Source organism: Kitasatospora sp. Root107 (genome assembly GCF_001424875.1).
In the GTDB taxonomy this organism is placed as follows: domain Bacteria; phylum Actinomycetota; class Actinomycetes; order Streptomycetales; family Streptomycetaceae; genus Kitasatospora.
Map to the genome: position 1 here is coordinate 138,904 of NZ_LMCT01000073.1, position 25,534 is coordinate 164,437.

The 25,534-nt window shown below is 72.2% G+C and carries 25 protein-coding genes; 9 read left to right on the forward strand and 16 right to left on the reverse strand.

The annotated features are described in order from the left end of the window. Window positions 1–8: 8 nt before the first annotated feature. Window positions 9–533: an AAA family ATPase gene (locus ASC99_RS36240; RefSeq protein WP_057240411.1), complete on the reverse strand. Its 525-nt coding sequence runs from the start codon at window positions 531–533 to the stop codon at window positions 9–11. Window positions 534–756: 223 nt separating this feature from the next. Here ASC99_RS36240 and ASC99_RS42470 point away from each other — a divergent pair, with 223 nt between their 5' ends. After that, complete coding sequence (locus tag ASC99_RS42470) at window positions 757–1,230, forward strand: AAA family ATPase (RefSeq protein ID WP_369825219.1); 474 nt, start codon at window positions 757–759, stop codon at window positions 1,228–1,230. Between the two features lie 220 nt (window positions 1,231–1,450). Here the strand turns inward: ASC99_RS42470 and ASC99_RS36250 are convergent, their stop codons facing one another. The 6 genes from ASC99_RS36250 to ASC99_RS36275 all read right to left on the reverse strand — a co-directional run bounded on the left by ASC99_RS36250 (window position 1,451) and on the right by ASC99_RS36275 (window position 5,748). Further along, a complete protein-coding gene (locus ASC99_RS36250) occupies window positions 1,451–1,708 on the reverse strand; it encodes a hypothetical protein (RefSeq protein ID WP_057240275.1) in 258 nt (85 codons plus the stop codon). Further along, window positions 1,705–2,058 carry a DUF6247 family protein gene (locus tag ASC99_RS36255; protein WP_057240276.1) on the reverse strand — a complete coding sequence of 118 codons (354 nt, stop codon included), beginning with the start codon at window positions 2,056–2,058 and terminating at the stop codon, window positions 1,705–1,707. The genes ASC99_RS36250 and ASC99_RS36255 overlap by 4 nt, the downstream gene beginning before the upstream one ends. 106 nt (window positions 2,059–2,164) lie before the next feature. After that, window positions 2,165–3,232 carry a caspase family protein gene (locus tag ASC99_RS36260; RefSeq protein WP_057240278.1) on the reverse strand — a complete coding sequence of 356 codons (1,068 nt, stop codon included), beginning with the start codon at window positions 3,230–3,232 and terminating at the stop codon, window positions 2,165–2,167. Then, entirely contained in the window at window positions 3,229–3,582 is a 354-nt protein-coding gene (locus tag ASC99_RS36265; protein ID WP_057240280.1) for a hypothetical protein, read from the reverse strand. Before ASC99_RS36265 ends, ASC99_RS36260 begins: the two co-directional genes overlap by 4 nt. A gap of 13 nt (window positions 3,583–3,595) precedes the next feature. Beyond that, entirely contained in the window at window positions 3,596–4,729 is a 1,134-nt protein-coding gene (locus tag ASC99_RS36270; protein WP_057240282.1) for a hypothetical protein, read from the reverse strand. 2 nt (window positions 4,730–4,731) lie between these two features. Further along, on the reverse strand, window positions 4,732–5,748 hold the full coding sequence (locus tag ASC99_RS36275) for a hypothetical protein (RefSeq protein ID WP_057240284.1): 1,017 nt from the start codon (window positions 5,746–5,748) through the stop codon (window positions 4,732–4,734). 219 nt (window positions 5,749–5,967) lie between these two features. Between ASC99_RS36275 and ASC99_RS38200 the strand changes: the two genes are divergently transcribed. Beyond that, window positions 5,968–6,771 (forward strand): cupin domain-containing protein, encoded by an 804-nt coding sequence (locus ASC99_RS38200; RefSeq protein ID WP_162257961.1) that lies wholly within the window; start codon window positions 5,968–5,970, stop codon window positions 6,769–6,771. Continuing rightward, complete coding sequence (locus ASC99_RS36285) at window positions 6,768–7,151, forward strand: hypothetical protein (RefSeq protein ID WP_057240286.1); 384 nt, start codon at window positions 6,768–6,770, stop codon at window positions 7,149–7,151. Before ASC99_RS38200 ends, ASC99_RS36285 begins: the two co-directional genes overlap by 4 nt. Window positions 7,152–7,219: 68 nt before the next feature. On the opposite strand, the gene ASC99_RS36290 is transcribed toward ASC99_RS36285, so the two are convergent. Genes ASC99_RS36290 through ASC99_RS36300 form a run of 3 tightly spaced genes read right to left on the reverse strand, consistent with a single transcriptional unit; the run spans window position 7,220 to window position 9,740 of the window. Then, window positions 7,220–7,894, reverse strand: a complete 675-nt coding sequence (locus ASC99_RS36290; RefSeq protein ID WP_057240288.1) for a phosphonatase-like hydrolase — start codon at window positions 7,892–7,894, stop codon at window positions 7,220–7,222. A 13-nt stretch (window positions 7,895–7,907) separates the two neighbouring features. Beyond that, window positions 7,908–9,029 carry a TIGR03364 family FAD-dependent oxidoreductase gene (locus tag ASC99_RS36295; protein ID WP_057240290.1) on the reverse strand — a complete coding sequence of 374 codons (1,122 nt, stop codon included), beginning with the start codon at window positions 9,027–9,029 and terminating at the stop codon, window positions 7,908–7,910. Window positions 9,030–9,086: 57 nt separating this feature from the next. Further along, entirely contained in the window at window positions 9,087–9,740 is a 654-nt protein-coding gene (locus ASC99_RS36300; protein ID WP_057240292.1) for a phosphatase PAP2 family protein, read from the reverse strand. Between the two features lie 161 nt (window positions 9,741–9,901). Here ASC99_RS36300 and ASC99_RS36305 point away from each other — a divergent pair, with 161 nt between their 5' ends. Further along, complete coding sequence (locus tag ASC99_RS36305; RefSeq protein ID WP_057240294.1) at window positions 9,902–11,341, forward strand: helix-turn-helix domain-containing protein; 1,440 nt, start codon at window positions 9,902–9,904, stop codon at window positions 11,339–11,341. Here ASC99_RS36305 and ASC99_RS36310 read toward each other — a convergent pair. After that, the gene (locus tag ASC99_RS36310; protein ID WP_057240296.1) at window positions 11,260–11,757 is read right to left on the reverse strand and encodes an SsgA family sporulation/cell division regulator; all 498 of its coding nucleotides are present in this window, start codon (window positions 11,755–11,757) and stop codon (window positions 11,260–11,262) included. The two genes, ASC99_RS36305 and ASC99_RS36310, sit on opposite strands and share 82 nt — an antisense overlap. A gap of 260 nt (window positions 11,758–12,017) precedes the next feature. Here ASC99_RS36310 and ASC99_RS36315 point away from each other — a divergent pair, with 260 nt between their 5' ends. After that, window positions 12,018–13,031, forward strand: a complete 1,014-nt coding sequence (locus tag ASC99_RS36315) for a hypothetical protein (protein WP_057240299.1) — start codon at window positions 12,018–12,020, stop codon at window positions 13,029–13,031. Window positions 13,032–13,077: 46 nt separating this feature from the next. On the opposite strand, the gene pepN is transcribed toward ASC99_RS36315, so the two are convergent. After that, window positions 13,078–15,561, reverse strand: coding sequence for an aminopeptidase N (gene pepN, locus ASC99_RS36320; protein WP_057240302.1), 2,484 nt, complete (start codon window positions 15,559–15,561; stop codon window positions 13,078–13,080). 194 nt (window positions 15,562–15,755) lie between these two features. Between pepN and ASC99_RS36325 the strand changes: the two genes are divergently transcribed. After that, entirely contained in the window at window positions 15,756–16,970 is a 1,215-nt protein-coding gene (locus ASC99_RS36325) for a TerD family protein (protein WP_057240416.1), read from the forward strand. A gap of 58 nt (window positions 16,971–17,028) precedes the next feature. On the opposite strand, the gene ASC99_RS36330 is transcribed toward ASC99_RS36325, so the two are convergent. Both ASC99_RS36330 and pruA read right to left on the reverse strand, forming a co-directional pair. After that, window positions 17,029–17,958 carry a proline dehydrogenase family protein gene (locus tag ASC99_RS36330; RefSeq protein WP_057240303.1) on the reverse strand — a complete coding sequence of 310 codons (930 nt, stop codon included), beginning with the start codon at window positions 17,956–17,958 and terminating at the stop codon, window positions 17,029–17,031. 90 nt (window positions 17,959–18,048) lie between these two features. Then, on the reverse strand, window positions 18,049–19,677 hold the full coding sequence (gene pruA / locus ASC99_RS36335) for an L-glutamate gamma-semialdehyde dehydrogenase (RefSeq protein ID WP_057240306.1): 1,629 nt from the start codon (window positions 19,675–19,677) through the stop codon (window positions 18,049–18,051). A gap of 197 nt (window positions 19,678–19,874) precedes the next feature. Between pruA and ASC99_RS36340 the strand changes: the two genes are divergently transcribed. Next, a complete protein-coding gene (locus ASC99_RS36340) occupies window positions 19,875–21,497 on the forward strand; it encodes a helix-turn-helix domain-containing protein (RefSeq protein WP_235502792.1) in 1,623 nt (540 codons plus the stop codon). Window positions 21,498–21,555: 58 nt separating this feature from the next. Here ASC99_RS36340 and ASC99_RS36345 read toward each other — a convergent pair whose 3' ends face one another. Together ASC99_RS36345 and ASC99_RS36350 are read right to left on the reverse strand one after the other, a co-directional pair. Beyond that, entirely contained in the window at window positions 21,556–23,037 is a 1,482-nt protein-coding gene (locus tag ASC99_RS36345) for an alkaline phosphatase PhoX (RefSeq protein ID WP_057240308.1), read from the reverse strand. A gap of 202 nt (window positions 23,038–23,239) precedes the next feature. Next, on the reverse strand, window positions 23,240–24,415 hold the full coding sequence (locus ASC99_RS36350; protein WP_057240310.1) for a hypothetical protein: 1,176 nt from the start codon (window positions 24,413–24,415) through the stop codon (window positions 23,240–23,242). A 203-nt stretch (window positions 24,416–24,618) separates the two neighbouring features. Here ASC99_RS36350 and ASC99_RS36355 point away from each other — a divergent pair, with 203 nt between their 5' ends. Beyond that, window positions 24,619–25,065, forward strand: coding sequence for a VOC family protein (locus ASC99_RS36355; protein WP_057240312.1), 447 nt, complete (start codon window positions 24,619–24,621; stop codon window positions 25,063–25,065). A 10-nt stretch (window positions 25,066–25,075) separates the two neighbouring features. Then, window positions 25,076–25,531 carry an SRPBCC family protein gene (locus tag ASC99_RS36360; RefSeq protein ID WP_057240314.1) on the forward strand — a complete coding sequence of 152 codons (456 nt, stop codon included), beginning with the start codon at window positions 25,076–25,078 and terminating at the stop codon, window positions 25,529–25,531. Window positions 25,532–25,534 lie beyond the last annotated feature (3 nt).

A 25,534-nucleotide genomic window follows, 5' to 3' on the forward strand; every position in this document is an offset into this window, starting at 1 on the left:
GGTTGAACTCAGCTCTTGACGGCCTCTGCGATCTGCCGGGCAGCCTGGGCGGGCGTGAGGTGCGTGGTGTCGACGACCTCGGCCTCGGCGTGCAGCCAGGTGCGGGCCGCCTCGGCGTAGGGCTCAAGGTATTTGAGGCGGAACGAGGAGTTGGGGCCAACAACAGTGTCGCCCGCGATGCGCCCTCGGAGGGTTTCCTGGTCAGCATGGAGGACGAAGTGCCGCACCGGAATGGCATGTTGAGCGAGGCCCGTGCTGATCTCGCGCCAGTACTGCTCGACCAGGACAGTCATGGGCATCACCAGAGTGCCCCCGGTGTAGTCGAGAACGCGGCGGGCGGTCTCGACGACGAGTGGCCGCCACGGCGGCCAGTGCTGGAAGTTGTCCGTCCTGGGCAGCCCCGGCGTGATGTCCATGAGTGTCTCGCCCACCTTCTCGGCGTCGAACACCCGTGAATCCGGGATCAGCTCCTGCACGAGTGCACTGGTCGTCGTCTTACCTGCGCCGTGGGTGCCGTTCAGCCATATGATCACGAGGCCCAACGCTAGCGCTGCACGGGCCGCAGAAACGGGTGCAGCAGACATCCGGACCAAGGTTCGCCCGGGTTGGTCGGTCTAACCTGGCTCCGTGACGGAGCAATTGAGCACGGTGGTGCTGATGTGCGGTCTTCCCGGAGCGGGCAAGACCACCTACGCGATGGATCTGGTGCGACGCNAACCTGGCTCCGTGACGGAGCAATTGAGCACGGTGGTGCTGATGTGCGGTCTTCCCGGAGCGGGCAAGACCACCTACGCGATGGATCTGGTGCGACGCGGTTTCGCCCGGTTGTCGATCGACGAAGTGGTCTGGCAACGACTCGGGCAGCGCGACGCCGGCCTGGTGCTGGAAGCTGATGCGTTCGACCGGCTCAAGGAAGTGATCCGCCGCGAGCAACGGCAGGAGCTGGTCGAGTTGATGCTGGCCGGGCGCGACGTGGTGGTGGACTACAGCTTCTGGAGTCGCGCCGCCCGCGACGACTACAAGGCGCTGATTGAAAGCCACGGTTGCCACTGGGAACTGGTCCACCTCAAGGCTGACCGGACGACGCTGGAGCGCCGCCTCGAAGTACGGAGCGGYGTAGAGGGCGCCAACGCCGTCACCGTGGATGAGGCGCTGTTCAACCGCTACCTGGCCRGCTTCGAGGAACCGAAGGGAGAGGGTGAGCAGGTCGTCATACAGTCCTCGACTTGAGAATCTGAAGCCGTTCGGCGGGGCGCTGGGCGGCCAGGACGTCGGGGTGGCGGGCATTAGGACTGCCCGGACTGCGGCTTCGCCGCAGGGCACCGAGGGCGAAGGATCCGGTCAGGTAGCGCACCTGGCTAGCGTAGAGGGATGCATAACGTGGTGATGTCCGGCACCGACTGACCTGCGCGGACACCAGCCTGCCCTCCAAAGGAACTGAGACGAGCCACTAGAAGTCGAGGCAGGTGATCTGCAGGACGTAGACCCGCTCCTTGCGGATGATGATCGTGTAGCTGAACATGCCGCCGGGAACGCGCATGTCGGCGGACCTCGGGTTGGGGCCCTGCCAAGCGGTTCCGTCCAGGTACAGCACTTCGGCCGCCCGGACGATCTCGGCCGCCTTGTCCTCCACCGCCTTCACGAACGACGGCGGCGCTCCACCCGCGATCTCTTCCCTACTGGTCCAGTACTCCCACGACCAGGTCACTCCTGCACCGCCGCCTGCGCCTCACGGAGGGTGGTGGCGATAAGTGTCATGTGCTTCCGGAAGCTCACGTCGTCGTCCTCGATCTGCACCAAGTACTCGGCGCGGTGAAACTCCCTTGCGCGTTCCGGGTGACGCTCGATCTCCACGACGGTGGCCCACTGAATCACGAATGCCTTCACCGGAGTGATGCTGTTCTCTCGGCTGGCCTCGGCGAACGCCTTGTTGAGGTCTGCCTGCATCTCGTCAAGGCGATCCGGTGCCACGACGGCCAGGGCTGCCCGGAGAGCGTCCGGGGTTTTCTCCGGGCGGGGAATCAGCTCCCCGCCGTGATGCTGTGGCGCTGTGCTCACGGGTTCCTCCTAGGCTGCCCGGCCAGCGTAGGCCAACCAGAGGTCGAGCACGGGGGAGACGGGGCTGATGCCTCCTTCCGAATGAACCGGACCCATACATCCGGCGTCAGGGCCTGTGCTCCACGAGGGTGGCCAGGATGACGGCAAGCACTGGGGAGTCGGCGGGCAGGACAGCGGTGGCTTCGGTGGCGAGCGGCTCCAGCAGGGCCAGGGCGGCGGGGTGGCCCTCGGTGGCTCCGACGGCTTGGGCGTGCGCGTTGCGGAGCTGGAAGGTCAGGGGGTGGGTGCGACCCAGGGAGTCGGCAGCGTCGGCGGCGATGCCGTGCAGGAGGCGGGTGGCCTGCGGCTGGTGCCAGGGTTGGCGACGGTGCCGGACGGCGAACTGGCGGTAGGCAAAGGCGGCTCTGGCCCGCAGGCCCGGCTCGGTGCGGGCCGTGCCGTACGCCCGGTTGCGGGCCAGTGCCAGGCTGCCGCTGGCGTCGACCGTACGTTGCATCGGGATCGGCGCCACATAGGTGCGGGATCGCTTGGCCGGCAACTGGTTCAGATTGATGGCTAGTTGACGGTAGATCAGATCCAAGGTGAGATGTTCGGCGGCTTCCGGCACACCTTCCTCGAACAGCCGCAGCAACTCCTCGGCGAACCGGGTCAGCCCGAGCTCCTGGTTGAACAGCGCCTTGCGGCTCCGGTCCACGGCGGTGAGCAGGTGCAGGTCGGCGGCAGACGGCTCGTCCAGGGCCAGACCGGCGAAGCAGCAGTCGAGCACCGCCACCCGGTGGGTGGCCCGCGTCCCCATCGCGGCGAACACCGCGTCGGCCGACAGCGCCGTCCGTCTCAGCACACCGGGCTTGTCGACGGTGCCGGGCAGCGCGAGGTGCAGCCGCTCGGCGCCGCCACCGGTCACGCCGTGGCCCGCGTAGTAGACGAACAGTGTGCTCGTCGCCTGGCCGGCCGCCCAGGCGATCCGGTCGGTCGCCTCCCGGGCGCTCTGCGGATCGAGCACCCGGATCACCTGATCAGGATCGAACACCCCGTCGGGGCCGCCGAGATGATCGGCCAGCAGCTCGGCCGACCGGACCGCCTCGGGCATCGCCGACAGCTCCGCGTACGCCCCGACGGCGATCAGCACCGCCCAGGAGGAGGACCGGTCGGGCAGCAGCGGCCACGCACTCACTCCGCCAGGAACTCCGCGACCTGGTCCAGCAGTTCGGCACTGTCCCGGGTGGAGTCGGCGGAGATCCGCAGCTCGGTGCCGTCCGGGCGGCGCAGCTCCAGCGAGACGCCGCTGCGGCGCAGCCGGGCCTCCAGCCAGACGCAGAGCGGGCCGATCACCAGCGGGCCGAGGTCGGCGGCGTACTGGACCGCGTCGGCGATGCCGCCCTGCTCGCCCGGGCGGGGCGGGCGGATCCGACTGTCGGTCAGACCACGCAACTCGCTGTCTCGGTCGAGGTGTTGGTGGAGAGCCTCGGCATCCTCCCGGACGTCGTCGTCGGTGCCGTCGAAGGCGATGGTGAACTGGGACACGAGCAAGGACCTTTCAGAGCAGTGGGGAGAGACCGGGCAGCGGGCCGCTCGGGGCCGATCGTGGGGGCAGCGGTCCGGGAGCCGACCGCTCGAACAGCCGGACGGCGCGCCCGGTGAACTCGTACGGGAGCCGGAACGCGGCCGCCGCCTCCTGGCGGTCGACCAGCCCTGACAGCTCCTGCTCGACGTCCCCCCAGTCACCCTGGTCCACCGGCGGACGGTGCGTGAGGGGCAGCGGGTCGAGCGCGAGCGTGGTGAAGTTCCGCCAGGACAGGCCGCGTTCGGACGGCTCCGGGGTCAGCACCGCCCCGCCGACCTGGTCGGCGGCCAGCTGCGCGAGCCCGGGTGGCAGCGGTCCGGCGGCCGCCAGGGTGATCCGCAGCCGGAAGACCGGGCCGAGGTAGCGGCGGATCGCGTCGTCGAAGAAGTCGCGGCCCGCCTCGGCCGCCGGATCGCCCCGGCGGGCGCCCTGCCAGAGCGGGCTGCCGTCCACCGGTGCGGCCAGCCGGGCGTACAGCTCGGCGAACTGATGGAACAACAGCCCGGCCTCGGGGAGCAGTTGGACCGGCTCCAGGGCCACCGAGAGTGCGGTGGGCACCGGCTGTCGGGCCAGCTCGGTCCAGAGCAGTTCCCAGGACCGGCCGCTCGGGGCCAGCGGCGCGGCGATTGCGGCCTGGCGGCGGGGCGAGCTCGGCCGGGCGATGGTCCGGACGTCGATCCGCTTGCGGATCTCCCGCAGGTCCACTGCGGCGGGCGGGCTGCCGTCCGCCGTCAGGGCGGTCAACTCGACTTCCACATCGGCCGGTTCGCCCGTCACATGGGCGGGCAGCACCCCCACCACGTCCTTGGCCGCGGCCACCGCCGCCGCCGGGGTCGGCGCGTCCGCCCTGGTCAGCAGGACGGCCCGGACCGGATCTGCGGGACCGCCGGTGCAGCGCAGTTCGAAGCGGCCGCCGGGGCGGCACAGGCCGGACAGCCAGGCCAGTTCGGCCGCCTCGGTCTCGATCCGACGCTGCTCCTCACCGAGCCCGGTGTAGGCCCGGTGCTCGGCCAGACCCGGCGCCGGAGCGATCCGCTGGGCGGTCCAGGCGGTGTACCCGCCCGAACCGTCGGCGCGGACCAGGACACCGGGGCCCCACTGATCCACCGTCACCCCTGGCCGACCGGGCCACCGGACCACGTACCGGGCGGCCCGACCGGCGGCGCGGGAGGAGCAGGCGGAGCGGGCGGGGCGACCGGGCCGTACGACCGGGCGGGCGGAGCCGGCGGCTGCTGAACCGGGAAGCTCCCGGTGGCACCGGACACCGGCACCCCGGAGACCGGAGCCGGCACCCCGGCGCCCGCCACACCCGCCTGCTTGACCAGCGGGATCCGCCCGTCCGGGAACCCCGCGCTGAGCGGCACCTGGCGGCCCTCGATCGCCACCACCAGCCCCTCCCGGCAGGCCGCGTGCACGGCCTCGCGCATGGCGCGGACCTGCTCGGTCCTGGCCATCGCCCACTGCAGGTCGGCCTTGCCGGTGAAGTTGCCGACGATGTCGCGTACGTACTGGCCGATCAGCCGGCTCGACCGCCGTGAACGCCACATCTGCCAGCCCAGGTACAGGCCGTTGCCGTACGTGAAGACCGCGATGTGCGCGGTGCAGTCCCCCTGGCTCAGCACCAGCCGCTTCACCAGGTCACGGCCGCCGGGACCGGCCGCCGTCCACTCGTCCTGGTGGGCCAGCGGGTAGCCGCGCTGCAGCACCACCATCCGGATCTGCGCGTACGCCGAATCGCTGTCGGCCCGCTCGTGCAGCAGCACCCGCCACTCGGCGATCGGTTCGATCACCCGCTGGAACAGCAGCACCAGCAGGAAGGCGACCCACGAGGCGGGGAGGGCCGACATCAGCAGGAATACGCCGAAGCCGCTGCCGCCCTCGCTGTCGCCGTACCGGCTGCCGTAGCTGTTGACGGCGGATTCGAACTCGCCCCCGGCCGACGCGATCAGCAGGCCCGACACGGCGAGGGTCACCGCGACCACGGTGCCGACGATCCAGGCGGGCGCCACCAGGCCGAGCAGGGTCCGCAGGCCGACCCGGTCGTCGAGTGCCGTTTCGACCGGGGCATGGCGCAGGGTCTTGTCCAGATACGCGCTGTTGCCGTCGCCACCGTCCCAACCGGGCATGGGTTGAGGCGTGCCTGTTCTGATCATGCGAGTCCCCCTGGCTGATCGTCAGATCTCATTGGCGGTGGACATGTTCGCACATGGACGAGCCGCTGTCAGACGAACCAACCCCGCTCTCGGGACCGGTTCGTGACACCTGCCCCAGGCATCCGGGACCGCGGGCTCCGCACGATGGGGGCAGTGCAGAAACCCTACCGAGCACCCGAGGAGGAGAGCGGCATGCAGCCGACCCCCACCACCACGGCAGTCGAGTACGCCGACGAGCTGATCGTCGCGGCACCCGGCGGTGCCTCCGACGTGTACGCGATGCACGGCGGCCTGGCCGTCGCTCGCTGGAAGTGCCTGGCCCGCAGGCTCGGTCTGGACGGCACCTGGGAGGCGATCGAGATCTCCACCCTGCCGCCCGGGGCGGAGTGCGGCGTGCACCACCACAGCCGGACCGAGGAGCTGTACTTCGTGGTCTCCGGCCAGGGGGAGCTGCTGCTCGACGGCGAGCTGCACCCGGTCGGGCCCGGCACCTTGATCACCAACCCGGTCGGCACCCGGCACCGGCTGAACAACCCGGGCGCCGTGGACCTCGACTGGATCGTCATCGAAGTCATCAGCCCGCCCGTCGCCGCCACGCTGACGGGCGATCCGAGTCACTCCGGAAGGCACCTCATGAGCACCGCTGCCACCGCCGCCGCCACCGTCATCGACCTCGAAGCGCACGGTCCGGCCGACCTGACCACCCTGCTCAGCGGCCCGCTCCGGGAGGCCCGGCTGGTCACGCTGGAGCCCGGCGAACAGGAGACCTTCCGGTCGGACGACCGCGAGCACACCCTGTTCGTGCTGAACGGCACCGGCCGGGCCAAGGCCGGGAAGACCGAGGTGCCGCTGGCGCCCGGCACTGGTGTCACCCTGCCGCTCGGCAGCCAGGTCACCCTGCAGGCCGACGGGCTGCCGCTGCGGTTCTTCACCGCCAGTCTGGGGGTGCCGAACGCCAGGGACGGCCGCCGGATCACGGACGGGAGCGCAGCATGATCATCTCGCGGACGGGCCGCGCCCCGCTCACCCTGCGCGACAGCACCGTACGCAGCGCCGGACAGTCACTGGCCCGCCGGGGCTTCTTCCACAGCGAGACGGAGGCGGTGGACCACCTGGCGCTGACCCCCGGCAGCCAGATCGACGCCCGCGGGCGGGCGGGCACCGAGGAGATCTGGTTCGTGGTCAGCGGCGGCGGCCGCCTGGTCACCTCCGACGGCAGCACCCTGCCGCTGCGCCGGAACGCGCTGGCGGTCTGCCCGCTGGACAGCGGCGCCGTGCTGCACGCCGGGCCCGACGGGCTGACCGCCCTGCTGATCGCGGTGGTGCCGCCCGGGCTGACCGACGCGATGCCGATCAGGTTCCCGGCCGGCGGCTGAAATCAGAAGGGCCGGCCCGGGGCTCCCACCGCCCCGGGCCGGCCCGTCGGCCGCCAGCTGACCAGCCGTCAGCCGGCCAGCAGTGCAGGCAGCTCCGCGATCGAGCCGAGCACATGGGTGGCGCCGTCCGCGAGCAGCCGCTCGCGGTCGTGCGCACCGGTCAGCACCCCGGCCACCACCGAGGCGCCGGAGCGGACGCCGGTGAGCATGTCGTAGCCGGTGTCACCGACCACCGCGAGCTCCCGGACCGAGTCGGTGCCGGTGCGCAGCAGCGCGGTCAGCGCCAGGTCGGGGTACGGCCGGCCACGGCCCGCCTCGGCCGGACAGAGCGTCAGATCGGCCACCGACTCCCAGCCGAGCGCGGTCAGGATCCGGTCCTGGGTGGCCCGGGAGAAGCCGGTGGTGAGCACCACCTTGCGGCCCGAGGCGCGCAGTTCGGCGATCGCCTCGGCCGCGCCCGGCAGTGCCGCGCAGTGGCCCTCGTCGACCAGCCGGTGGTAGGCGGCCTCGAAGTCCAGGTTGGCCTGCTGGGCCCGCTCCTCCGCGCCGAACAGGTGGCGGAAGACCGAGATCTTCGACTCGCCCATGGTGGCCCGGACGTGCTCCAGCATCCGCTGGTGCTGGGCGCTGCCCGCCTCGACGCCCTGCCCGTCGGCGGCGGCCTGGAAGGCCCGCTCGACCAGACCGTCGTCGGCCACGGTGGTGCCGGCCATGTCGAGTACGACCAGAGAGATGTCAGTCATTGCAGAACTACCCTTACAGGTTGGCGAGTTGGGCGGTGGTCTCGGCGATCGCGGGCGAGCAGGTCATCCCGCGCCCACCGGGCCCGGTGACCAGCCAGACGCCGCTGCGCAGCTGCTCCCGGTGCACCACCCGGGTGATGTCGACGCACTGCGCGTACACCCCGGCCCAGCGGTGCCTGATCCGGGGCAGCGGCCGGCCGAGCAGCTCCTCGGCCACGGCGGCCAGGTGCTCGTACGGCTCCTCGACCACGTCGAAGTTGAACGGCTGGTCGTACTCGTGGGTGTCACCGATGGTCAGGCCGCCGTCCTGGCGCTGGACCATCAGCAGCTGCATCCTGTGCTCGGCTGCCACCGGGCCCTGCGGCTGGGCGGCGCGCAGCTCCTCCAGTGCGGGTCCTGCGAAGGCCGGGTAGTAGCGGAAGCTGTCGCCGTCGGCCACCGAGGTCGGCAGCGGCTCGCCCAGCGGATCGGTCTGCATCATCTGCAACCGGACCTTGCGGACCGGCAGTTCGGGGGCCAGCTCGCGGACCAGACCGCCGAGCCAGGCACCGGTGCAGAGGATCACCAGGTCGCCCTGGTGGGTCTGGCCGTGGTCGTCCCGGACGGCGTTCTCGCCGACCACCTCGCGTACCTCGCGCCCGGGCAGGAAGGTGTAGCGGCCGGTAGCCTCCAGCGCGGTGCGCAGCGCGGGCTGGGCGATCCGGGGTTCGACGGCGGCGTCCCGGTCGCAGTGCAGCGCACCGAGCAGCTTGCCGCGCAGGGCCGGGTTGGCCGCCCTGGTCTGCGCGGCGTCCAGCAGCCGGTAGCCCCGGGCCTCGGCGTCGTCCCGCAGCAGGGCCTGCTCGGCCACCGCGAGTTCGGCCTCGGTACGGACCACGGTGAGCGAGCCGTTGCCCCGGAAGTACAGCCCGGGCACCTTGGCGCCGATGCCCTCCCAGAGCTCGCGGGCCCGGAGCGCGACCGCCAGCTCCTCCCCGGCGGCCCGGCCGCTGACCCAGACCAGGCCGAAGTTGCGCACCGAGGCGCCGCGCGCCTCGCTCTCGCGCTCCAGGTGGACGACTTCGTGGCCGCGCTCGACGGCCTGCCAGGCGTGCATGGTCCCCAGCACGCCCGCTCCTACGACGATGACTCTCATGGCGGCCAGACTGAAGCCTCCAGGTGTCCTACGGACGTCCGACCGGCGGCGCGGAGATTAACCGCCCCTCAAGAGTTGTACAGACAACATCGGGCCGAGCGGGCCGCTGCGGGCCCGGTCCACCAGCGGAGCGGCGCGGGCCGCCGCCAGCGCGAGCGGGATCGCCACCAGGATGCCGACCAGCGCACCGGCCACCACGTCGTGCGGGTAGTGCACCCCGATCCAGACCCTGGAGGCGGCCATCAGCAGCGCGGCCACCCCGCACACCAGGCCGAGCGCCCGCCAGGCGAACCAGAGCGCGGTCGCGGTGGCGAAGGCGATCACCGCGTGGTTGCTCGGAAAGGACCAGTCGCCCGGCGGCGGACAGGACTCCAACGTGACGCTGCCGGGGATCTGCCGGCAGGGTCTCACCTCTTCCACCAGGCTCTTCAGCGCCAGGTTCACCAGGTAGGCGGCGGCCACGATCAGCGGGGCCGCCAGCACCCGGGCCATCACCACCGGATCGGCGCTTCTGGCCCGCCACCAGCCGTAGAGCATGAAGAGCGCGAAGACCACCAGGCCGAGGTCCGACCAGACCTCGACCAGCCGGTCGAACCAGTGCGGGGCGTCCTGCGCCCAGCCGGTGACCGTGGTGTAGAGGCCGCCGTCGATCCCGCTGCCGTCGTAGGCGAGGGGCGCGGACCTGAACGTCTCCTGAACAAATGGGATCACAGAGACAACTACTATCAGACGCCGCAGAAGATCCTGATTTCTCGTCAAACCCTGACAGATCGTCTCCATACCGAACGGTCGAAAGATTTGCCAAGCCCCCCATTCGACGGGCCGACGGTCGTAACCTGTCTCGGGACACCACGGGACGGGGAGGCACCGGTTTGCTGGAGAGTCATCGCGCGGTCCCGCAGCCTCGCCGGACCCCGGAGGCCCTCGATCTGGACCGACAGCACGACCGGACGATGTCGGGAGACCCCGGCGCCCCCGAGCCCAGGCCGGAGATCGGGGACTCCTGGGAGCGGCTGCGCCGGCTCGGGCTCGACCCGGAGCGAGGCCGGAACGCATACCGGCTGAGCCTGGCCGAGGTCGAGCACCGCCGCCGGGAGACCCACCTGTCCGAGATACTCCCGGTGCTCCGCTCCACCCTGCTGCTCCCCACCAGCGGAATCCCGCTGATCCTGGCGATCAGCGACGGTGAGGGCCATGTGCTCTGGCACGAGGGCGAACGCCCGCTGCTGCGCATCGCCGACGGCATCGGCTTCGAGACCGGCGCCCGCTGGGTCGAGGACGAGGTGGGGACCAACGGGATAGGCATGGCGCTGCGGGTCCGCCGTCCGATGCAGGTGCACTCCGCCGAGCACTACCTGCGCAGCCACCACGACTGGACCTGCGTGGCCGCCCCGATCCACGACCCGCGCACCGGTCAGCTGCTCGGCGCGGTCAACCTCAGCGGCCCCGCCCGCACCATGGCGCCCTACCTGCTGCCGCTCGCCGCCACCGCCGCCCGGCTGGCCGAGGCCGAGCTGAAGGCCCGTCAGCTGGAGGCGCTGCACCAGCTGCGCACGGTGGCCATCCCGCTGCTGGCCCGGGTCGACCAGCCCGCCATGGTGGTGGACGGCGCGGGCTGGACAGCCGCCGCGATCGGCCTGCCGCCGGTCCCCCGGCTGCGGCTGCCCGCCGAGGGGCTCGGCTCCTCACCCCGGCTCTGGCTGCCCACCATCGGCGAGTGCGCGGTCGAACCGCTGGCCGACGGCTGGCTGATCCGCCCGCTGCGCGGTGGCACCGACCCGGACGGTCTGGCCGAGCAGACCGAGGGCGCCACGATCACCCTGGACCTGCGCCGCAGCACCCGGCCCGAGCTGGCCGTCCGCGGCGCGGTGGGCAGTTGGTCGCACGCGCTCAGCCCCCGGCACGCCGAACTCGTGCTGCTGCTCGCGGTGCACCGGGACGGGTTGAGCGCCGCCCAGCTCGCCGAGGCACTGTTCGGCGACCGGGCCAGGACGGTCACCGTCCGGGCCGAGATCTCCCGGCTGCGGCGCTACCTGGGCGGGCTGCTGGACCACCGGCCCTACCGGCTCAGCCGGTCCGCCGAGGTCTCGGTGCTGCCTCCCGGCGACCCGTACGACCTGCTGCCGACCTCCTCCGCCCCGGCCGTCCGGGAGCTGCGGGCCGACCTGCTGCGCGGGGTGCTCAGGCTGCCGGGGGCCGGGTGCGTCGGCTCCTGCCTGCCCGGAGAGTCTCAGCCCTCGGCGAGCAGTGCGGCGAGCTGGTCGTCGGTCGGCCCGGCGGCCGCCTCGTCCGCTGCCGAGACACAGGCGTAGGTGCGGTCAAGCCAGTCCTTCACCTTCGGCTTGGAGACCTCCAACAGGGCCTGCCCGTGCGGTGATTCGAGCGCCAGGTGCAGGGTCGAGCCGTGGCAGGGGCAGTACGCGGGCCAGAGCTTGACGTCGCCCTGGCCGCTCAGGCTCTGCAGGCCGTCCCGGAGCAGGTCACGGGAGAACACCCAGTCCGCCTCGTCCGAGCGGCCCAGGTGGAAGGTGAGCAGCACCTCGTAAGGCCGGTCCGGGTCGTACCTGAACCGGGTGCGCACCTCGCCCACCGAGTCCTCGTCAAGTGCGATCCGCAGCATCAGGATCTCCTCCACCGGCCCGGGCTCGTCGGGTCGGACCGCCTCGTCGCCCGTGGGGGTGGCGGCGAACGGCGGGTTCGAGGCTGCTGACAGTGGGTCGCGCGGCATGACGATCTCTCCGAGGCGGCTGGGGTTCTGCCCAGACTGCGGCAGTGCGCCGCCCGCTGCAACGGTTGCAAAGAGGTTGCAACGGCCGGCCGACCACCCGCCAACAGCCTTCGGGGCCGCCAGAACTGACGGAGCAGAAGTGTCATCAAGACGTTTCGCACCGGGCCTGGCGAACCGTCAGGTGACCGCTGGTAGTCTCTCCAGCACTCTGCCCGCGCCCGGGCGGTGTCATGCCCGGACGGTGGGGAGGGGGCAAGTTGATGCTCCGCGAGGAGAGCGGGACGGTGCGGGTCGCCGAGCCCGACCAGCGGCAGGCCAGGCACGGCCGGCCGAAGCCGATCGGCGCCCGCTTCCGGCTGCCCGGTTTCCGGTTCTCCGGCGCCGCGATGGCGATGTCCACCGTGGTCGGCATCAGCGTGGCCACCACCTGGCTGGTCAGCCAGCAGCAGAACGTCGGCCGGCCGCCCGGGCTCATCAACGTCGGTGCCAGCCCGCCCGCGCCGAGCCCCGACGCCGTCCCGCAGCAGGCCGCGAGCAGCTCGGCCGCCCCCAGTGCGACGGCCACCTCGCCCACCACACCCGGCCCGGCCGTCAAGACCGGGACCCCGGCCGCAAAGCCCAGCCAGCCCCCGGCCCGCCCGGTCACCGCAGGGCCGACGCCGTCCCGGAGCTCCGCGCCGCCGTCGCCGGCCACCGGGGCCCCCGTCGGGCCGCCGGCCTCCCCGAGCCCGTCCGAGTCCGGGTCCGAGTCCGCCGTGCCGTCGGCCGGTCCGTCCCTCGGCCCGCCGACCGGCCACGGCCCCAGCCAGCCACCGATCGCCGCCGCACAGCCCGCCGGCGGCGTCCCGGCCGACAGTGTCCCGGCCGCCAAGTCGCCGGAGGTGCTGACCGGCCTGGCCGAATGCCGGCCGCTCGGCCTCTCGGGCACCCGGCACACCCTGGAGCTGACGGTGGTCACGCCGATCACCGCGCTGCAGGTCGAGTTCCGCCTCGAGCGGCCGACCGCGCTGCCCGGCACCCTGCCCTGGAGCAACCTGCCGGGCACGGTGGTGACGGTCCTTCAGGAGCGCGGCACGGTGATCTACCGCTTCACCCTCACCCCGGGTCTGGACGTCGAGCCCGGCGCGTACGTCTTCGCCGTGCACGGCGCGACCTCCCCGCTGGACCCGCTCGCCGCGCGCCCGAGCCTCGCCCCCGAGGAGACCTGGACCGCCTCGGCGTTCAGCCTGCTGGACGAGCCGCGCGCGGTGGCCGTCCGGGGCCTGTTCGGCTGATCCGTACGCGGTGGCCCGGGGCAGCCCCCGGACCACCGCGTTCAGCTCAGCCCCGGATCCGGGCCGCCCTGGCCAGGTCGTCCAGCTGGTCGGCCAGCACCCGGCGCAGCACCGGGCTCAACTCCCCGTCCGCCAGCGTGCGTTCGGCCAGCGCGACGGCCTCCGGAGTGGACCGGCCGGCCGGGAAGAGGCTACTGGCGAGCAGCCTGGCGGTGATGTCGCCGCGCTTTCCGGCCGACGGGATCTCGGCGAAGTACCGCTCCAGATAGGCACTCTGCAGCTGCTCCGAGCCCGACTGCCAGAACCCCTGGGCGGTCGCGTTCAACTGCGCGTTGGAGAGCCCACCGGCCGGGTCGAACAGCAGCGCCCAGGCCCGCGCCTTGTCCTCGGCGCCGGGCAGCGCCGCCCGGGCCCGGGCGGCGCCCTCGGCCGCCGTGAGACCGGGGTCGGCGGCCAGCTCGACCGCGATCCGCTCCTCGCCGATCACGCCCTGCGCCGCCAGCCGGAGCAGCGCGGCCCAGCGCAGCGAGGCGCTGAGCTCCGCCCCGTGCGCCCCGTCGGCCAGCCAGTGCTCCAGCTCGGTGAGCTGCCCGGGGCCGGTCGCGTTCTCGATCGCGGACTTCAGGGCCGCCAGCCGCAGCCCCTGGTCGGCCTCCGGCCGGGCCAGCAACTCCCGTGCCACCGTGGCGAGTCGGGCTTCGGCAGCCGACCGTTCGGCCGGTGCCAGGCAGGGCAGCAGGCGGAGCCGGGAGTAGGTCAGCACCGCCTCCACGATGGCGTCCACCGGCTCGCCCGGCAGGTGCGCGGCGACCAGGTCCAGGTAGGCGGCGGGCGGCAGTTCGCCGTCCCGGGTGAGGTCCCGGGCGTGCTCCCAGAGCACCGCGCGGGTCAGCGGGTCCTCGATCAGCGAGAGCGAGGAGCTGACGGTCAGCCAGGAGTGCTCGTCCAGCCGGATCTTGGCCCAGCTGAGGTCACCGAAGTTGGGCAGCAGCAGGGCCGGGCGCGGTGCACCGGACAGCTGCGGCAGGGCGGTCGGCCGACCCGGCTCGACCTCCACCTCGAAGGACTCGCGCAGCACCGGCCGCCCGTCGGCGTCCAGGTCGAAGACGCCCAGACCGACCAGGTGCGGACGGCTGCCGTCCGGCACCAGCTCGGCCGAGACGATCCGGTCGCCGTCGTGCTCCACCGCCAGGCGCAGCGTGTCGACGCCGCTGGTGCGCAGCCAGCTCTCCGCCCAGCCGTGCACGTCCCGGCCGCTGCTCTGCGCCAACACCTCGAGGAACTCGGAGAGTTCGGCGTTGCCGAAGCGGTGCCGGGCGAAGTGCTCGTTGATGCCCGCGAAGAACGCCTCGTCGCCCAGCCAGGCGACCAGCTGGCGCAGCGCGGCGGCGCCCTTGGCGTAGGAGATGCCGTCGAAGTTGCTCATCGCCTCGGCGACGCTCTCCAGCCCGTTCGCGGCGATCGGGTGGGTGCTGGCGCGCTGGTCGGCGTCGTAGCCCCAGCCCTTGCGCTTGACCGCGAAGCCGCTCCAGGAGTTGGTGAATCGGGTGGCCTCGGCCGCCACCCGGAAACCCAGGTACTCGGCGAAGGACTCGTTCAGCCAGATGTCGTCCCACCAGCGCAGGGTGACCAGGTCACCGAACCACATGTGGGCCATCTCGTGCGCCACCACCATGGCCCGGGAGGTCCGTTCGGCCTCGGTCGGCGCGGAGTGGAAGAGCATCTCCTCGGCGAACACCACGCAGCCCGGGTTCTCCATCGCGCCCCAGTTGAACTCGGGCACGAAAGCCTGCTCGTAGCGGCCGAACGGGTAGCGCTGGTCGAAGAGTTCGTGCAGCCGGTCGAGCGAGGCGCGGGTCACCTCGAACAGCTCCGCGGCCTCCCGGTCCAGGTCGGCGGCCAGCGCCCGACGGCCGTGCAGACCGAGCGGGATGCCGTCGTGCTCGGCGTACACCGAGTGCAGCGGGCCCGCCACCACGGTGAACAGGTAGGTGGAGATCGGCAGCGTGGGCTCGAACTCCCAGCGCCCCTCGGCGACCTGCTTGCCCGCGCCGTTGCCGAGCACCGTCCAGCCGGCCGGGGCGGTGGCGGCGATGGTCAGCGGTGCCTTGAGATCCGGCTGGTCGAAGCAGGGGAAGACCAGCGGGGCCAGGTCGGGACCGCAGGTCGCGTACAGGTAGACCTCGCCGTCGGCGGGGTCGGTGTAGCGGTGCAGGCCCTCGCCGGTGCTGGAGTAGTTCTGGTCGGTCTCCAGCAGCAGCTCGTTCTCGGCCAGCAGGCCGGTGAGCTGCAGCCGGTTGCCGTCCAGGGCGGCCGGGTCGAGTTCGGTGCCGTTCAGCACGGCCCGGTGCAGGGTCTGCGGGCGGAGGTCGAGGAAGGTCCCGGCTCCGGTCTCGGCGCTGCCGAACCGGATCACGGTGGTGCAGCCGAACACCGTCTCGCCCCGGGTCAGGTCGAGGTCGATGGCGTAGCCGTGCACCTGCAGGAGCTGGGCACGGGTGCGTGCCTCGGTACGTTGAAGAGCTGGCATCCCTGCATGCTTCCCCAGCTCGGCACCCCGTTCAAGACCATTTCGCAGCATTCCGCTCAGAGCGGCACTGCGCGGCAGACTGCTGTCGCCACACGGCGCCGAGCCGGGTCGGACGGGCCGTCAGTTGGTTAGGCTCAGGGCCAGGCACACCAGCCAGTTGAGCGCGCATCAGGAGGAGCACAGTGACGACGGTCCTGACTCAGGGCGGCAACGCGCCGTTGACCGCGGCCAGGGTGACGGTCGAGGTGACCGCACCCAAGGCACTGGACGTCTCGGGGCTGCTGCTGACCGAGTCGGGCAAGGTCCGCTCGGACGCCGACTTCGTCTTCTTCAACGCGCCGAACGGGCCGGGTGTGACGCACCGTCCGGCCTCCGCCGGATCGCCCGACGCGATCACCGTGGACACCGGCGCGGTACCGGCCGGGATCGACAAGATCGTGGTGACGGCCAGTCTGGACGACGCGGGGGCCACCTTCGCGGGCACCGAGCCGACCGCCACCCTGCGGGACGCCGACACCGGCGCCGTGCTGCTCACCTTCACCCCGCCCCGGCTGACCCGGGAGACCGCTCTGGTGGTGGTCGAGGTCTACCGGCGGGCCGGCGCCTGGAAGGTCCGCGCGGTCGGCCAGGGCTACGCCAACGGGCTGGCCGGGATCGCCACCGACTTCGGCGTCTCGGTGGACGACTCCCCCGCGCCGCCGCCGATGCCGACGTCCGCGCCGACCGCATCCGCACCGGCCGCACCCGCACCGACCGCACCCGCAGCGGCCGCCCCGGCCACTGCCACGCCGCCGAGGCCGGTCACCCCGCCCGCTGTCCCGGCCTCGCTCACCAAGGTCACCCTGGACAAGGGCAAGGTCAGCCTGGCCAAGGGCGGCTCGGTCTCGCTGGAGAAGGCCGGCAAGCCCTTCCTCTCCGCCATCCGGATGGGCCTCGGCTGGGAGCCGGCCGGCCGGGGCCGCAACGTCGACCTGGACGCCTCCTGCATCGCCTTCGACGCCCAGCGGAACAAGATCGAGACCGCCTGGTTCATGAAGCTCTCGATCTTCAACGGCGCGATCGCGCACTCCGGCGACAACCTCACCGGCGAGGGCGCGGGCGACGACGAGTCGATCACCGTCCACCTGGAGGGCCTGCCGCCGGAGGTCTGCGGCCTGGTCTTCGTGGTCAACTCCTTCTCCGGCCAGAAGTTCACCGACGTCAAGAACGCCTACTGCCGCCTGCTGGACGCCGGTTCGGGCCAGGAGCTGGTCCGCTTCGACCTCACCACCTCCGAGCCGCAGACCGGCGTGGTGATGTGCAAGCTGGTCCGCCAGTACTCCGGCGAGTGGGTGATGACCGCCATCGGCGAGTACGTCAGTGCCAAGACCGCCCGCGCCATGGTCAAGCCCGCGAGCGCGATGCTCTGACCGAACGCCGAAGGGGCCGGAGGCGATTGCCGTCTCCGGCCCCTTCCGGTGTCACCCGTCAGCCCCGGGTGGCCATGGCCCGGAGGAAGAAGGTCAGGTTGGCCGGGCGCTCGGCCAGGCGGCGCATGAAGTAGCCGTACCACTCCTGGCCGTACGGGAGGTAGACCCGCATGGTGTTGCCGGCCTCGGCGAGGCGGAGCTGCTCCTCGGGGCGGATGCCGAAGAGCATCTGGTACTCGAAGCTGTCCCGGCCGCGGTGGTGCCACTCGGCCAGCTGGCCGGCGATCTTGATCATGTTCGGGTCGTGCGAGGCGACCATCGGGTAGCCCTCGCCGTTCATCAGGACCTTGAGGGCCCGGACGTACGCCAGGTCCACGTCGCGCTTGCCCTGGAAGGCGACCGACTCGGGCTCCTTGTAGGCGCCCTTGCAGATCCGCACCCGGGACCCGGCGGTGGCCAGGTCACGGCAGTCCGCCTCGGTACGGCGCAGGTACGCCTGGAGCACCACGCCGAGCCACGGGAAGTCGGCGCGCAGCTCGCGGGCGATCGACAGGGTGGAGTCGGTGGTGGTGTGGTCCTCCATGTCCAGGGTGACCGTGGTGCCCGCCTCGGCGGCCGCGACGCAGATCCGCCGGGCGTTCTCCAGCGCGATCTTCTCGCCGTCGACCGGCAGGAACTGGCCGACCGCCGAGAGCTTGACCGAGACCTCGGCGTCGGCGGCCAGGCCGGTGTCCTTGAGCGCGGAGAGCAGGTGCTCGTACGCCTCGGCGGTGCCGGCCGCCTGCTCGGCGTCCTTGGTGTCCTCGCCCAGGTGATCCAGGGTCACCTTGCGGCCGGTGGCGATCAGTTCGTCGGTCGCGGAGACCGCCTGGTCGAGCTGCTCACCGGCGACGAAGCGCTCGACTATCGCGTGGGTGGGCGGGAACTTCTCGACGACGGTACGCACCTGCGGGGAGCGGGAGGCGGCGAGGAGGGCGGAACGGAGCATCGGTACTCCTGGCGATGTTTCAGCGGGGGAAGAAGGGGTGGGGCGGCGGCTGAGGGTGTTTGCCGCCGCCCCATGAGCACTCAGGGCTGGTCAGCCCATGTGCGGGTAGCGGTAGTCCGTCGGCGGGACGAACGTCTCCTTGATGGAGCGGGTGGAGGTCCAGCGCATCAGGTTCTGCTTGGCGCCGGCCTTGTCGTTGGTGCCGGAGGCCCGGGCACCGCCGAAGGGCTGCTGGCCGACCACGGCGCCGGTCGGCTTGTCGTTGATGTAGAAGTTGCCCGCCGCGTTACGGAGCTTCAGCATCGCGTGCTGGACGGCCTCGCGGTCCTGGGAGATGATCGCGCCGGTCAGCGCGTAGCTGGACACCGACTCCATCTGGGTCAGCATCGCGTCGTACTCGTCGTCCTGGTAGACGAGGACCGAGAGGATCGGACCGAAGTACTCGTCCTTGAAGTACTCGGAGGCCGGGTCCGAACAGACCAGCACGGTCGGGCGGACGAAGTAGCCGACCGAGTCGTCGTACGTGCCACCGGCCAGCACCTCGACCGAGGGGTCGGCCTGGGCGCGGTCGATCGCGGCCTTGTTCTTGGCGAACGAGCGGTCGTCGATGACGGCGCTCATGAAGTTCGTCAGGTCGGTGACGTCACCCATGGTCAGGCCGTCCACCTCGTCCCGGAAGTCGTCCTTGATCTCGGCCCAGAGCGAGGCCGGGACGTAGGCGCGGGAGAGCGCCGAACACTTCTGGCCCTGGAACTCGAAGGCGCCGCGGGTCATCGCGGTCTTCAGCACGGCCGGGTCGGCGGACGGGTGGGCGACCAGGAAGTCCTTGCCGCCGGTCTCGCCGACGATCCGCGGGTAGGAGCGGTAGTTGGCGATGTTCGCGCCGACCTCGCGCCACAGGTGCTGGAACGTCGCGGTGGAGCCGGTGAAGTGAATGCCCGCCAGCTCGGGGCGCTTGAGCGCGACCTCGGAGACGTCCTTGCCGTCACCGGTGACCATGTTGATGACGCCCTTGGGCAGACCGGCGGCCTCGAGCAGCTGCATCAGCAGGTGCGCGGAGAACTGCTGGGTCGGGGAGGGCTTCCACAGCACCACGTTGCCCATCAGGGCCGGGGCGGTGGGCAGGTTGAGCGCGATGGCGGTGAAGTTGAAGGGCGTGATCGCGTAGACGAAGCCCTCCAGCGCACGGTGGTCGCTGCGGTTCCAGACGCCCTCGGAGGAGATCGGCTGCTCGGCGATGATCTGCCGGGCGAAGTGCACGTTGAAGCGCAGGAAGTCGACCAGCTCGCAGGGAGTGTCGATCTCCGCCTGCTGCGCGGTCTTGGACTGGCCGAGCATGGTGGCGGCGGCCAGCGTCTCGCGCCAGGGGCCGGCCAGCAGGTCGGCGGCCTTGAGGAAGATCGCGGCGCGGGAGTCGAAGGAGAGCGCCTGCCAGGCCGGGGCAGCGGCCAGGGCAGTGTCGATGGCCTCGCGCGCGTCGTCCTGGGTGGCGTTGCGCAGCGTGCCGAGCCGAGCCGCGTGGTTGTGCGGCTGGACGACGTGGAACTCGGAGCCGCCGCCCATGCGGCGCTCCCCGTTGATCGTCATGGTCAGCTGGACCGGCTCCTGGCCGCCCAGCTCCTTCAGCTTGGCCTCCAGCCGGGCCCGTTCGGGGCTCCCGGGGGCATAGCTGTGGACCGGCTCGTTAACCGGCGCGGGGACCTGGGTCACAGCATCCATGGCGCACGCTCTCCTTCTCGTCATGGGAAGGCCGGTGAGGGTCGCACTCCGGCCATGACGAAACGCTAGCCCGCCCGCCCCGTGCAGCAGATTGGCCGGGCGGCCAAAGTCATCCGTTCGGAGTTGTCGGACCGGATGAACAGCTGTCCGGAACGCGACTAAAGTCGGTTCCGTTCCCATCAGAGAGGAGGCCGCCGGTGACCACCCCCGGGCTGCCGTTGCGCCAACTCCTGATGGCGCTGGGCGAACCGCTGGTCGAGCTGCAGGCGGCGCCGGCCGGTCTGGACGTGCCGGTCCGGGACGTGGCGATCCTGGATCCGGAGGACCCGGCGACCGCGCAGCCCGGCGAGCTGGTGCTGGCGATCGGGGCCCGCGGCCGGGCCGCGCTGCCCGCGCTGCGGGCGGCCGGGCGGGCGAAGGCGGCGGCGGTCGCGGTGAAGCTGGACGGCCCGGGCCAGGCGGACGCGCTGCGCGAGGCGGCCACCGAGGCGGGCGTGGCGCTGCTGAGCGTGCGGCGGGAGACCCGCTGGGAGCACCTGGACTCGCTGGCCCGGGCGATCATCGCCGGCCCCGACGCCCCGGAAGGCGGCGAGCACAACACCGGCGACCTGTTCTCGCTGGCCCAGACGGTGGCCGCACTGACCGGCGGGATCGTCAGCATCGAGGACACCTCCAGCCGGGTGCTGGCGTACTCGCGCTCCTCGGACAGCGACGAGGTGGACGACCTGCGGCGGCTCTCCATCCTGGGCTGGCAGGGGCCCGAGCCGTACCTGTCCAAGCTCCGCGAGTGGGGCATCTTCCAGCACCTGCGCAGCTCGGACGCGGTGATCCGGATCGACCCGCACCCCGAGCTCGGCATCCGGCGCCGGCTGGCGATCGGCATCCGGGCCGGGGCGCAGCCGCTGGGCACCATCTGGGTCCAGGAGGGCTCCCGGCCGCTGGCCCCGCTGGCGGACCAGGCACTGGTCGGCGCGGCCCGGGTGGCGGCCGCCCAACTGGTGCGGCGGCGGCGGGAGTTGTCGGCCGATGTCCGGCTCACCCAGACCCTGCTGACCGGCCTGCTCGAAGGCTCCACCGGGCCGCAGTCGCTGGCCACCCACCTCGGCCTGGAGCTCCGCCGCCCGGCCACCGTGCTGGCCTACGCGGCGAGTTCGCCCTCCGAGGGCTCCGACCTGGAGCTCACCCGGGCCGAGGTGACCGGCCTGATCTCGGTGCACACGGCCGCCCGGCACCGCTCCGCCCTGCTCGCGCCGATCGACTCCCGGGTGTACGTGCTGCTGCCAGAACTGCCCGCCGGGCTGGCGATGGTCACCGTCCGGGACTGGGCCCAGGAGGTGGTGCTGGCGGCCCGCGAGCACCTCGGGGTGCAGCTGCGGGCGGCGATCGGCTCGACCGTGGACGGGCTGGCGGCGGTGCCCGAGTCCCGGGCCCAGGCCGACCGGATCCTGGACGCGATGGGGCGCGGCGGGGTGGCCACCGAGGTCGCGGCGCTGATCGACGTGCAGGCCGAGGTGCTGGTGAGCGAGGTGCTGGCGCTGCTCCAGGAGCGCGGCGGCCTGCGCGACCCCCGGCTGACCGCGCTCAGCGCGTACGACCTGAGGCACGGCACCCGGCTGGCCGAGTCGGTGCTCGCCTGGCTGGACGCGCTCGGCGAGGTCCGGGTGGCGGCCGACGCCCTGCACATCCACCCCAACACCCTGCGCTACCGGGTGCGCCGGGCCGAGCAGTTGACGGGCATCGACCTGGCCCAGCCGCAGCAGCGCCTGCTGGCGATGCTTCAGCTCCGGCTCCCGGCCGAGCCGGACCAGGGGCACTCCTGAAACGACGGCTGCCCGCCGACCTGAGCGGTCGGCGGGCAGTCGTCGTGAGCGGCGCGGATCAGTCGTTGTAGCCGTGGCCGCTGCGGTGGCGCAGGCGCCACCACGGGCCGGTGATGGCGAGCATGATGCCCGGCTCCTGGATGTTGGCGAACAGCGTGTGGCCGTCCTCGGAGAAGGTCACGCCGGTGAACTCGCTGAACACGGGCTCCGTGGCGGTGCCGATGTTGAGGTCGTTGCGGCCGATCGGGTAGGTGCGCCCGTCCTCGGTCGTGCCGAAGAGGTGCGACACGCCCTCACCGTCCTCGGCGATGACCAGGCCGCCGTACGGGGAGACGGTGATGTTGTCCGGACCGTCGTAGTTGCCGTGGTCGCCCGTCACGTCGGTGTTGACGCCGAGCAGCACCTTGAGGGTGATGGTGCGTCGGGCCGGGTCGTAGAACCAGACCTGGCCGTCGTGCTGCACCGGGCTCTCGGTGCGGGCGAAGCTGGCGACGAAGTAGAAGCCGCCGTCACCCCACCACATGCCCTCCAGCTTGCGGGAGCGGGTGACCTGACCGGCCGTGAACTGCTTGCGGACGGAGACCGTCTTCGCGTCGCGGTCCGGGACGTCGACCCAGTCCACGCCGTAGGTGGTGCCGACCTTGACGGCCCGGGACAGGTCGTCGACGAAGGCGCCGTGCGAGTCGAAGACCTTGAAGGCCTCCAGCTTGCCCGCGTCGGCGGCCAGCGCGCGGAGCTTGCCCTTGCCGTGCTTGAAGCCGGCCGGCGGGGTCCAGCGGAACAGCAGCCCGTTCGGGTTGGACGCGTCCTCGGTCAGGTAGAGGTGGCCACGCTTCTGGTCCACCACGACCGCCTCGTGGGCGTACCGGCCGAGCGCCTTGATCGGCTGCGGGTCACGGTTGGCGTCCTGGTCGTGCGGGTCGACCTCGAAGATGTACCCGTGGTCCTTGGTCATGCCGTTCTGGCCGGCCTTGTCCTCGGTCTCCTCGCCGGTCAGCCAGGTGCCCCAAGGGGTCGCGCCACCGGCGCAGTTGGTCGAGGTGCCGGCGATGCCGACCCACTCCCTGACCTCCTTGCCGTTCTTGCGGACCTCGACCACGGTGCAGCCGCCGGCCGCGCCCGGGTCGTAGACGTGACCCTCCAGCAGCGGCACGGGGTGCGGCCAGTTGGCACGCGGGCCACGGATCTCGTGGTTGTTCACCAGCACGGTGCCACCGCGCGGGCCCTGGAAGGCCGCGGTGCCGTCGTGGTTGCTCGGGGTGCTCTCACCGGTGACCAGCTTGGTCTTCCCGGTGTAGGTGATCACCTGGTACTTGAAACCGCGCGGCAGCGCGAGGATGCCGTCCGGGTCCGGGAGCAGCTCGCCGTAGCCGGTGGCGCAGCGGGCCGCCTCGACCGACTCGGCGGCGGGGGCCTCGCCGCCGGACGGCGCGGCGATGGCACCGGGGGCGGTGGCCAGCACCTCGGCGCTGCCGGCGATCAGGACGCCGGCCCCGATGGCGGTGGAACGGTTGACGAAGTCCCGACGGGACAGCGACATGTAGTCACTCCTGAGAGGTGGGGCCGCTGTCCGGACGGTCCCGGCCGACGGCGTACTCGGTGACGGCGGGGTGGGCCGCCGCCGACCTGCAGACTCCGCGCTCGCAGTGAACCCTCGGTGAACCCGACACCGCCATCAGGTGGTGATTTGCGGACCGTATCCGAACAAACGGACGGGACACCGTCAGATCGGATACGGTCCGTCAGCGCTCGACCCGCTCCACCCGCCACTGCTCCCAGGCCGTCAGCCAGGCCTCCTCGGTCACCGGGGCGGTGCCCGGGGTACGCGGCGCGCCGCCCAACCAGAGGCGCTCCCAAGCCCGTTGGGCCGGCAGGCTGGGCACCTCGCTGGCGAACGCGGTGAACCGGATGACCTCCTCGACGGCGGCCTGCCCCTCCGGCGTGCCGATCGCCCAGTCGGTGTTCTGGGCCAGCCGGGTCAGGTGGTTGACCATCGCGGTGACCGCGTCGCCCGCCTCGTCCCTGGTCTCCGAGGCCAGCCGCATCTGCTGCCGGACGGCCGCCTCCCAGCGCACCGCGCCCGCCTCGCCGCGCAGCCGCCGGGGCAGCCTCGGCACCCGCCGGGCCCGGACCTGCGCGGCCAGCAGCACCGCCTCGTGCACCGCGTGCTCGACCACCGCCCGGTGCGCCTCGAGGCCTGCCACCGGCGGGAGTTCGCGCTCCTCCAGGATGGCCCGCTGGGCCTGCTGGCGGGCCAGCTTGCGCATCAGGTCGGTGCGGCCGAGCACGTACTTCTCGAAGTCCTCGATCCGGCGCAGCTCGACCCCGCCCGGTGGGACGCCCCGCCCGGTCACCTGGACGGTCACGCCGTCCACCCGCAGCCGGCCCGCCCAGACCGGGGCCGGGGTGTCACCCTCGGGGCGTCTGTCCTCGTGGATCTGCACCGCCCGGGGCTCGCCCTCGACCGTGATCCACTCCCGCAACGCCCGGACCGCACCGGGGCCATCGCCCTCGTCGATCTCCAACTGCTCGTAGACCCGGTCGCGTTCGTCCTCGACCACGTCCTCCAGCTCCGGCAGCGGCCGCTGCTCGGCGCCGGGGCGGTAGGTACGGACCGTCACATAGGGGCCCTCGGCGGAACTCCAGTCGCCCGAGCGGACCTCGACCCAGCCCAGCCGGCCGTTCTGCACCTCGTACTCGGCGAGCGCGTCGCTGTCCTCCGGCGGATCGGGGGCCGGCCGGGGCGCGCTCTCGTCGCCGTGCGCCCGGTCGGCCCGGCGCAGGCCAGGACCCCGCTCCGAACGGTCGACCCCGTAGACCGGGAAGTCCGCGTCCGCGAGCACCTGACGGCTGTGCTCCTCGTGGTCGGCGTAGTAGTCCTCGGGCTCCTGGGGCCTGGTCGCGTTCTGCCTCGTCATCCTCTGCCGCACCCCCGCGTGCTCGCCTGACCGTCGTTCACGACCCACCGCACCGGGCCTGGCCCGGCGCCCCGCGCCGCGTCCGCCCCACGATACGGGGCCGGGGGTCTGCTGGGCCATCAGCTTCGCTCGTACGGTTGGCAGCCCGGCGTCCCGGCCCCGTCCGGCACGGATTGTCAGTAGCCTTGCCTACTCTGGGAGGTATGACCGCAGCCACTCCGGCCTTCCCCGCCCGGATCAGCATCGTCACCCTCGGGGTGACCGACCTGGCCGCCAGCACCGCCTTCTACCAGGCGCTCGGCTGGTCGCGCTCCACCGCCTCCAACGACAACATCGTCTGGTTCCGCACCGCCGACTCGGCGCTCGGCCTCTTCCCCACCGAGGAGCTGGCCGCCGACGCGGGCGTCCCGGCGATGGGCGAGCCCTCCTTCCGCGGCGTCACCCTGGCGGTGAATCTGGAGTCCACCGAGCAGGTGGACGCCGCCCTGAAGGTCGCGATCGAGGCCGGCGCCACCGTGGTCAAGCCCCCCGCCGCCACCGAGTGGGGCGGCTACTCGGGCTACTTCGAGGACCCGGACGGCCACCTCTGGGAGCTGGCGCACAACCCGTTCTTCCCGTTCACCGAGAGCGGCCAGCTCGACCTGCCGTAGGCTCCGGGCCGTGGACGCCAACCACTACCTGCTGACCTCGGTCTGGCGGCTGTCCGCCGAGCCGTCCCGGGTCTACCGCACCCTCCAGGACGTCGAGCAGTACCCGAAGTGGTGGCCGCAGGTCCGGTCGGTGCACCGGCTGACCGACCACAGCGGCGAGCTGCTGATCCGCTCCGTGCTGCCGTACCGGCTCCGGCTGACCGCCACCGAGCGCGAGCAGGACGAGACCGCCCTGACCCTGACCGCCGACCTGACCGGCGACCTGGTCGGCTGGTCCCGCTGGACGGTCCACCCCGAGGGCACCGGCAGCCGGGCGGTCTTCCAGGAGGAGGTCCGCCCGGCCAAGCCGCTGATGCGCCGGCTGGCCCCGGTCGCCCGCCCGCTCTTCCTGGCCAACCACGCGGCCATGATGCGCGGCGGCCACCGGGGGCTCCAGCGCCTGCTGACCGGGCCCGGGCCGCTCTGACCG